The 9,747-nt window shown below is 55.9% G+C and carries 6 protein-coding genes and 1 pseudogene; 3 read left to right on the top strand and 4 right to left on the bottom strand.

The genetic code is table 11. The annotated features are described in order from the left end of the window. The 4 genes and pseudogenes from NG895_RS04345 to NG895_RS04330 all read right to left on the bottom strand — a co-directional run. Positions 1-800 (bottom strand): annotated as a pseudogene (locus tag NG895_RS04345) (hypothetical protein); the annotation flags it as partial. Between the two features lie 719 nt (positions 801-1,519). Next, the gene (locus NG895_RS04340) at positions 1,520-2,506 is read right to left on the bottom strand and encodes a hypothetical protein (protein WP_252851225.1); all 987 of its coding nucleotides are present in this window, start codon (positions 2,504-2,506) and stop codon (positions 1,520-1,522) included. A 380-nt stretch (positions 2,507-2,886) separates the two neighbouring features. After that, positions 2,887-3,990: a TolB family protein gene (locus NG895_RS04335; RefSeq protein WP_252851224.1), complete on the bottom strand. Its 1,104-nt coding sequence runs from the start codon at positions 3,988-3,990 to the stop codon at positions 2,887-2,889. A 181-nt stretch (positions 3,991-4,171) separates the two neighbouring features. Beyond that, complete coding sequence (locus NG895_RS04330; RefSeq protein WP_252851223.1) at positions 4,172-5,275, bottom strand: TolB-like translocation protein; 1,104 nt, start codon at positions 5,273-5,275, stop codon at positions 4,172-4,174. 274 nt (positions 5,276-5,549) lie between these two features. Between NG895_RS04330 and NG895_RS04325 the strand changes: the two genes are divergently transcribed. From NG895_RS04325 to NG895_RS04310, 3 genes are all read left to right on the top strand, one after another. Further along, the gene (locus NG895_RS04325) at positions 5,550-6,149 is read left to right on the top strand and encodes a sigma-70 family RNA polymerase sigma factor (protein ID WP_252851222.1); all 600 of its coding nucleotides are present in this window, start codon (positions 5,550-5,552) and stop codon (positions 6,147-6,149) included. Next, positions 6,139-9,039, top strand: coding sequence for a protein kinase domain-containing protein (locus NG895_RS30470; RefSeq protein WP_279675918.1), 2,901 nt, complete (start codon positions 6,139-6,141; stop codon positions 9,037-9,039). Before NG895_RS04325 ends, NG895_RS30470 begins: the two co-directional genes overlap by 11 nt. Before the next feature lie 436 nt (positions 9,040-9,475). Beyond that, positions 9,476-9,679, top strand: a complete 204-nt coding sequence (locus NG895_RS04310) for a hypothetical protein (RefSeq protein WP_252851221.1) — start codon at positions 9,476-9,478, stop codon at positions 9,677-9,679. The last annotated feature ends 68 nt before the right edge of the window (positions 9,680-9,747 follow it).

Raw genomic sequence — 9,747 nt, 5'->3', positions numbered from 1 at the left:
GTCCACCGACGGATCTCTCGCATCAGTCGCTCCAGGGCATTGTAGGTGCGAACCTGGAATCTCTCGCTGAAGCGGAGTTTCACCAGGCTCTCGGCTCCCTCGAGGCCATCCCCTTGGCGCCGGGTGAGTTCGCCCTCGCCAAGTGCAGGATCGCCAACGCCTGGAAGGCCATCCCCCACTACCTCGGGCAGATGAGGGAGCGTGGCGTCGACAATCTCAACATCGACCGATTCAACAGGGGCAGTTTCTTGTGCCTCAGTGCGACCCGCTTTCAGGCCCGGTAGGACAGCGAGTGACGCATGAACCGTGGCGGGAACGAGCTCTTCGGTAGCCGCCCACTTGAAGGCACGGAGTATTCGGCTCGAGTACCTGTTTACCGTACTGCGGCTAACGCCCGAATCGACGATCGCCTGCCGTACCACCTTCAGATCGCCGATGCCAAACGCCGCCGCCTGTAGCTCTGAATGGTTGACCCTTAGGAACTCGAGCGCACGGCGAATTGCATGCACTTCGCTGGTCTGTTTGCCTTCCTTCCGGTAGTAGCCCTCAACATGTTGCAGGTACCGACTCGCCAAGTCTGCGATCGTCAAACGCGGGGTCGGCTCAGGCTCGCCGCGTGAGGGCGTCGGCCGCGTGATGGGCCGACCGGCCAGCAGGTCGGCGACAATGCGAGCGTAGTTATCGTGCGACTCCTCGGAGTCGTACCTACCCAGGTAGATGATGCGTCCCGTCACTTTGACGATCGCCCGACCGCTGGGCTTGTGAAGGCAGTAAGGCGGTACTCGGGGCTTACGTGGCATGCCTGTTTCCTTTCGGTTGTACGATTACAACCAAAACGAGGATGGCTACAGGCTGCACGGCAGAAGTGCCGGATACGCTAACTAGCGTCTGCCAAAGGGTTTAACAGAAGTGGGCACGACAGAACTCGAATCTGTGACCTCTTGCATGTCAAAACGCCCACAAATCACGAGGTTTTCGGCGTTTCCCTCTAGTTTCATAGGATCATACCACCCTGTATTCGCCGATGCAAATGCTTTCTTTGGATTGCATTGGATACTATTTATGCACAGTAGTGACTGCGGGCGCAAAACGGTAGACTACCGTTTTGCGCTTTCTAGTGTTAAATAACCAGACGTGCTGAGTGGCTCCAGAATGCTGTCTGATGCGGAATCTTTCCCGTCGCGCGGACGTCGGGGCATCTAGAACACGGCCATGCTGGGTCAATCTGTGTGACCGATTGCCGGTGATGTACTTCCGAGCCGGTCGAGGGCCAGCGGGGGTGCATTTGTCGGTGCGACGTTGTCGGGTCGCCGCCCTACTTTCGCGAGTTTTCCTTTAGTTTCGCCAACCGCAACGGACCGCTGCCAGCCGGCGTTCGATTCCGCCGGGTAGCGTGCACGTTGCCACTACGAGCTTGGGGGATGTTGCAGGTAGAACGGCGGTCGATCGGATTTGCCGGGAGCTCGTCTGAACTGAGGAGGGGCACGTAGCTGTATCTACGCACTTCTCAAAACGAAAGTCAGTCGGCAACCCAGCGGATAACGTCAACAACTCGGTCACCGACCTGCGTTCGTCCTGTGCCGTCCGCATGCACGACGAAGATACGTGACTCGCACCTGCTTCCCTCTGGCGAAACTTGAGCCTTGTAGGCGATGTACGATCCATCGGGACTAGCCTTTGGATCCGAAAGAACTTCCTGATCGCGCTTGGCTTCCTTCGTGATCAGCGAACGCCTCCTGTTGGCGAATTCGCAGATCCCAATTCCATCTTGTGTGCTGTACAGGAGATTGTTGCCCGGCGTCCAACTTGCATCTCGGCTGCCTGCTTCCAGTTCCAAGACCTTCTTACCAGTAAACGTCTCAACGACGCACACCGGGCCACAAACGCCATGACCATATGCGCCAAGCAAACCACTTGGCGAAATCGTAAAGTCAGTTGTGTCCGTTGCTTCGTCGACAGTTACTGAAGCGACACCACGACGCGTAGTCGGGGTGAAGGATTGGCCCGAGTGGTAAGCGGCATCAATGTCTCTTGAAGAAGTATTGATAGCAAGCAAATGCGTACCAAGTAATGCGTAGTTTTTGAAACCGATGCCGAAATCGTAGCCAATTTGGCCTCCGACTACTGTGGCGTATTCATGCTCATCTTGAGCAGCGAAAGTGATAAGCTGGTCGCATGTATCGCGAGACCAGCTGCATTTGAGGCTCTGAATCCAAAGGTACGAACCCGCAAAGTCGGTCACTTGGATTTCATCACCGGTGATTGAGTTAACTGCAAAGATGTTTTGAATATCTACAAAATCAACAATTTGTCGATTTTCAAACCGAGGGAGTCGCTCAGTAACGCGGACAACTAAATACCATCGCGCACCCCCGGCGAACGATTGATTCGAAGGGTCACCGTACTCGTCCGGCAAGGCGAGTCGTACGTTCGTACCATCGGGTTTGATTTGCTTGGTACCGGAGCAATCGTAGTAGACAATGTCGCCGATCGTTGACGTGGTCATTGGTGCCCGTTGACTCTCCACTCTCTTCACGGCCGTCGCCCTCTTTCACACGCATACAGGCGAAATGATTTCTGCAATAGTCGTCGTTCCTAGACGTACCATTGCTCCACAAGGGTGTGTTGCCGTCCGCAGTTGTCAAAGTGTGCAAAACATGCCGCGGACAATGCGTTCCATGCAGCGCGGAATTAGATCTACTATTCGTCTCAACCACGAAACTGTGGTGCGTGTACAGGAGAGTTGCTGTAGTTGGGGACTGGCTACTTCCTGATCGGAATATCTACTTGGCGGCAAATAGCGTGTCCACTTCGGTGTCGCCGGTAGCTCAAGCGAGCCGCGGAGGGTCCCGGAGGTGGATGCGCTAAGCCCCCCATAGCTTGTAGTTAGTCAGCGACCCAGCGGACGGTACCTCGAAAGCGAGAATCTACCTCGACGCGTTGCGAGCCATCGGCGTTTATCACCTGAGCCTCGAAGCTGATGTCTTTTCCTTGAGGATGTTGTGACGAATAGAGAATGTAATTGCCATCAGGGCTGAATTCCGGGTTCCAGAAGTTGGACTGCTCCCGTTTAATCTCGCTTTGCAAAACAGTCGCCAGACCCGTTTCGGTATCAAAAACTTCCACAGTTGTACGAGTCGCAAAGACGAGCTTGCTGCCGTCGGGGCTCCAGCTTGGATCGCGGCCGCCATCAAGTATTGCCAAGGTCGCACCAGTTGCGACGTCGAAGATGAACACGTCACGAATGATAAAGTCTTCGAGTTCATAGGCTCCCAACGTACCGTCTGGCGAGACAGCAAAGTCGCGGACGCGTTCAACTTGGGATACGGCATGGTTGCTCGCCAGCAACTCGAGACGCGTGGCGGGCGCCGGGATCTGCATCGTCTTGGAGGCGACGTCGATCTCCAATGCTGAGACGTCCAAAGTCAACAATACCGGCGGCACGTTTGTGTAGTCGGTGGTCTCTAGTACAACTTCGCCATCAAATAAGATTAGCGCGGCAGAGACATCTTCGGTAACCAGGTAGATTTCGCTGTCATTCCCATCGCGGCTCCACTTCGCCTCGTATACATAGAGGCCATCTGCCGAGAGATCGGTAAGCTGTATTTCCTCCCCCGTGAGTGAATTCACCGCAAAGACGTCTTGCCATTGTAGGGTTCCAACGATCTCGCCTTCGTTGAATTCAGGTATCGTGCCGCTGACTTTCACCGTTAAGTACCAGCGACCGCCTCCAGCAAATGAGAGATTCGACGGATCCGCGCCGCTGGGCCCTAGGTTCGGTTGTTCATTGGTGCCGTCGAGCTTGATCTCGATGGAGCCAACCGCGTCGCTAAACACGATCTCGCCTGGTACGATCGGGACAGTCGTGCCTCCCCCGTCATCGCCACCGCCACCCTCATTTCCATTACCCCTTTTTTTCGCCGAAGCGGTCGACATCGCCGCTGTAAGCACGACCACGAGTGCCCACGTCATCCATTTCTCGAAACTCATCACGATTCACCCCGCGAAATTTGATTGTTACAGAGGCCGAATCCGCGCCGGCCTCTAGAACAGATGCTGACCGAAATATCTACTTGGCTGGAAAAAGCTTATCCACCTCGGTTTCGCCGGTAGCTCGTCCGAGCCGCGGAGGTTCCCGTAGGTGGATGCGCTATGCCCCTCAAGTTTTTGCTCAATCTTCGACCCACCGCACCGTTTCCACAGTGGCCGGTGTTTCTACTGCGAAACTTGTTTGCTGGCCGCTCCCGTCGAGGTTTTGACTAATGACACCGTCGGTGTAGTTGCCCTTCTTCTTCTCGCGTGCGGTGTAAGCGAAGCTGACGCCGTCTGGACTGCACACTGGAAAGCGAGTTCCAAATAAATTACCCGTCTCTCCGACGATACTCGTTGTTTGTCCGGTTAACACATCGAAGTGGTAAAGTCCTCCGAGATTCTCGTCGAGCAGCAAGTCGCCGTCTGGGGTCCAAGCCGGCTGAGACAAATTGGATACTGCCGCGACGATTTCGCCTGTTACAAGATTCACCACTTCTGTAACTGCAATGTGCCTACTGTATGCACCGAAGAGTCCATCCGAAGAGACCGTGAAGTACTCAGTTCCTACCGGTGCAGTGGCAGGTGAGATAATGAGATCTTCCCATCCAAAAGGCGGGATTGGATCACCGGACCGGTAGGCTGCATCAATATCTCCTGAGGATATGGGAATCACAATCAGGCTCGCTGGCGGAGAATCGTATCCACCCGTGAAGTCGTAGGCTGGTAAGCCATCGTGTGTCGTCGCGTAGACAGATTCGTCGTAGGCTACAAATGCTATTTGCGAATCGGATGTGTCCCGTGTCCAACTACACCTTAGGTTAGCTATGTATAGGTAATCTCCCGAGAAATTAGTCAATTGGATCTCATCGCCGGTCTCCGAATTGACAGCAAAAATGTTTTCCACGGCGATCACATCGACGACTTCTCCGCTCTCAATGAGAGGTAGATATTCCGTTTCCCGAACAACTAGGTACCAGCGATCACCGCCTGCATACACACGGTTCGAGGGATCGCCATACTCCTGAGGAATTTTGAGTCGCAAGTTGGATCCATCGGGGGAGACTTCGCTGGTGCCCAAATCGTCGTAGAACACAATGGTTCCGGCAGTCGGAGGTGTACCCCCGCCAGCATCGCCTCCGCCTCCACCCCCTCCACCCCCGTTCCCACCTTTTTTCGCCCAGGCGGGCGAGATTGCGACTGCCAGAGCAACCACCACCGGCGTCATCCACTGATAAGACTTCATCTCAATTCACCCCTCGATTACATGTTTTCAGTCAAGGTGAAGCCGGATCCGCTCTGGCCCCTAAGGGGTATTTGCGTTTTTGCAAGGAAACCGACGCGCGAAGTTAGAATCCTTTCAAGATTGTCCAAAAACTCCGTTTTCGGGCCGTTTTCGGCGAAAATTTGAAATCTAGGCCGATCTATGTCATTTTTAGCGTCGGATTTCTTGTCGAATCGCAACTTGTCTAATGGGGGACAACGTGAAGACACCCGTACCTGCAGAATCCCGACAGGCAGTGGATGATCCTTGGAGTGGCACCGTGGCGGCGGCCTGCGAGGGCTCGCGTGCCGCCCAAGGAAGATTGTTCGCCGACTTGCGCAAATACCTCCGCTCGCGGGCCGGCGTTGTGCTCGACCGGGAACTACAAGTGAAGGTGAGTCCGTCCGACTTGGTGCAGGAGACCCTCATGGAGGCATATCGCGCCTTCGACAAGTTCGAGGGTAAAACACGCGGCGAGCTAATCCTGTGGCTGCAAGGGATTTTGAAGAATCAAGTGAAGATGGCCCACCGAAGGTATCGTGGCACTGGGAAACGCGATATGCGGCGGGAAGAACGGGTGGACTATCGGGGGTCGCGGGCTTCCCGCTGGTCGCCCGTAGATGGAGCCGCCACGACGCCCAGCGGACAGATGCACAAGAACGAACAAGTCGAACGTCTGGAACGGGCGATCGCCAAGCTTCCCCCCAGGCAAGAGCAGGTTGTCCGGCTGCGGAACGAACTCAGGCTCACGTTCGAGGAAGCGGGCAAGGTGCTTGGCTGCTCGGCGGGAGCTGCGGAAAAGCTATGGACGCGAGCCGTCGATCGATTAACACGCGAGTTGAACGATGAGAAATGAGACTGATCCCAGCGACCCGTCCGCGAATGAGAATGGCGAATTCCCCGCTGCGTATTGCAAGCTATTGGTCGCTTACGATGCGGGCGAACGGGATTCCGCCGGCAGTGAGGCGCTCGCTGGTGAATACCTGGAACGTTTGGAGGCGAATCAGGCGTGCCTGGATATTCTGCATGAGGCGTGGCCGCAGGAGCCGCCCGCCGAGCCACCTGCGGAGATTGAACCCGCCCAGGCCCTGGGCGATTTCCAAATCGTCCGCGAGATTGGTCGCGGCGGTATGGGCGTGGTCTATGAAGCCGAGCAGCTCTCGCTTGGCCGGCGGGTGGCGCTGAAGGTTTTGCCCTTCACTGCTGTACTCGATGAGAAGGCGATTACCCGTTTCAAGAACGAAGCCCGCGCGGCGGCAACCCTCGAGCATCCGAGCATCGTGCCGGTCTTCGCTGTGGGGAACGAACGCGGCGTCTATTACTACGCGATGGCGTACATCGAGGGCCGCACGCTGGCGGAGGTCGTCACCGCCTTGCGGCAAAAGTCGGGCCATGTCGGCGCACCTCCGGTAAGCTCGGCCAAAACGCTCGACGTCGGATTGAGCGAAGCCACCCCGGCAGCGGCCGACACCGAGCCCCAACTCGAAGCGGCGCTCTCGACGCTACCTGACTACGGGTCGCGCGAATACCACACCTCGGTGATGCGCCTCGGGATTCAGGCTGCCCGAGCCCTGCACCACGCCCACGAACGAGGAATCGTTCATCGCGACATCAAGTCGGGTAACTTGATGGTCGATACCGAAGGAAAGCTGTGGGTGACGGACTTTGGCCTCGCGCGGATCGAGAGCGAAGCCGGTATGACCGTCACCGGCGACATCCTTGGCACACTCCGCTACATGGCCCCGGAGCAGGCCGACGGACGGACATCGGTCGTGGATCACCGGGCCGACATCTATGCGCTCGGGATCACGCTGTACGAGCTGTTCGCCCTGCGGCCTGCCTTCGACGCCAAGGAGCGGGGACAATTGTTGCGGCAGATCGAGCGTGAGGATCCCCCGACCCTGCGAAAGCTGAACGCCACGATCCCGACAGATCTGGTTACGATTGTCGAGAAAGCCATCGCCAAAGAGCCTGCGGAACGGTACGGCTCGGCCGCCGCTTTGGCCAACGACTTGGAGCGGGTACTCGAGCACCGACCGATCCTCGCAAGGCCGCCCGGCCTGATCGCACGCATCGGCAAATGGTCGCGGCGTCATGTGGCCGCGGTGTGGGCGATGTGCGTAGTGCTGATCCTCGCGACGATCACCGCCACCGTGGGCAACGTGTGGGTCAGTAGAGCGAACACGGTTGCGCAAGCAGCGCTCGCAGAGTCACAATCAAATTTGGAAGAAGCGGATCGTCAGCGAGCACTTGTTGAGGCGAGAGCCGCTGAGAATCAGGCCGTCACTGACTTTCTAGTGACCGCATTCAAGAGTCCTGATCCTCACCTACTCGGTGAAGAGGTGACAGTTGCAGAAGTCCTCGTGGAAGCCGAGAAACAACTAGAGAGCAAGTTGGCGGGGCAACCGCTAGTTCAAGCCACGCTTCTTGCGGCGATTGGCGAGACGAGGATGGGATTGGGCATGTACTACGAGGCAATCGTTCCCCTCGAACGTTCCTATTCCATTCGATTGCGCGAACTTGGGCCTTCCGACGATGATACGCTGGAGGCAATGGTGACACTTTCAAATGCATACTATGTTGCCGAGAGATCCGTTGCTATGCCATTTGCTGAACGCACAGTAGAAGCGCACCGAGAAGTGTTTGGGGGCTCCGATGAGAGGACCCTTCGCGCCACATCGCCGCTGATTCTCATGTACAGCAGATCAACGCCACAACATCAAGAAGCAGCGGTACATCTGGCGACTCTGGCCCTCTCCGCCCGCCAAGCAACTCTTGGTCCAGATGATTCTAAAACTTTGGCCGCGAAGCAAACCCTGGGCAATGCACTGCTCTACAAAAACGACATAGATCAAGCGATCTCTCTCTTCAAAGAAGTGGTAGAGGATCGTCGGCGCCTCTTGGGCTCCCAAAATGCTCAGACAATATCATCGATGGCACAACTCGCCAGTGCTTGCTTCAAAGCCGATCGAGTCGCCGAGTCGGCCGAGTTGCTCGACGAAGTCGTCGATACACGCATGAAGCTGTATGGGGCGAATCATCCGACGACAATTCGAGCCCTAGTCGATCAGCACGCTGCCCACAGCAATGCCGGTCACAAGGAGATAGCACGTAAGATTGGAACTGACGCCGTTCCCGCCATGCTCGACCGAGGGCGGTATGCCCAAGCCTTACACATGGCGCACACTGATGAAATGCAGAAACTTGTGGATTCTGCGCTTACCCAGGACATCGACAAAGTTCCGCCCGGTATCGATCGAACAGTCGTTGCAGAACTGCTGTTGCATTGTGGTAAGATCAGCGAAGCCTGTGAGGTGATGGAGCTAGCGACTAGGAAGGGGGGAGCAATCTATATGTTTAAGACAAAGGGCATATGTCAATTTGCCGCAAGGCATTCGCAAGCGGCCGATGCTGCTTTTCGGCGCTCGCTGCGTGCGCGTCGCCTGGAGAATGGCAACTACAACTTGGAAGGCGCGAATCCCGATGAACTGACGTCGGCATATTTTCTGGATTTGATCGACAAGAACACATTTGTCGCCGAGTTGTCGGACAGCAAGCGTTACAGCGGGCTACCATGGCTCTACGTCGGAATGCGCCACGAGTATGAAGGACGCTATATCGATGCCAAAATGGCTTACACGAGATGCGTTGAAGAAAGTCATTACTCAAACATGCCAAAGATCGCGCTGTATCGGCTAGACCGGCTGGGTATGTTGAATCACGAGGATGTAGGGTCAATTGAGTGAGTAAGCGGCACTTAAGTCACTCTTCTAACCGTTTAGGCGAACAAATCGCCACTGCTGTGCCCCTCGCATCCCTTACTGTTCGTGCTACTCACTGCACCTTGGACGATGCTCAGCACGAACACGCAGCTTACCGTTTGGGGATAGCCCAACTGGGACAGAAGCGGTACGACGAAGCGAAATTCATTTGGAAGCGGCAACCAAGGCGGTGGCTCGGGATTTTATGCCTCTAAATCTCGATGTTGATACGATCAGAAGTTAACTTAATGAGCGCGCGGAAAGAGCTACGAAACCTGTAGGCGTAGGTTGATCCGAGCATTGTTGTCCTTTTATTGAACGAATGCCTGATAGTCAGCAATTCACACCCTCTCCTGCGGTTGCGAACTCTCTCTCCAAACATGTAAATTCACACGAAGATCATCTACCATTTCTGGCGGCAATGGCACGAAACGCAGCCCTGATTCTTTCCCTTCCGACGATTGCCCACATCTGCCCCTTCGACATCGTCTGCGGCCAGGTCTCCACCGGTAAGCACGTCGAAGGTTTGCACAAGAAGCCGCAGTTCTTCGCAAATGCGTTCGTCGAAAGTGCCGGCCAGGTACGGAACTCCGATTTTGAGAAACGAGGTTTTCGGGCTATTTGAGTGCCCGTTCGCGGAAGGTCTTGTTACCTATGCGGTCGGCACGGCCGGTTCGTTGTTCCAGGATAGCT

The organism is Aeoliella straminimaris, assembly GCF_024054565.1.
GTDB classification, from domain to species: Bacteria; Planctomycetota; Planctomycetia; order Pirellulales; family Lacipirellulaceae; genus Aeoliella; species Aeoliella straminimaris.
Note: the sequence above shows the minus strand (reverse complement) of the source record. Positions and strands in the feature narration are given on the sequence as shown.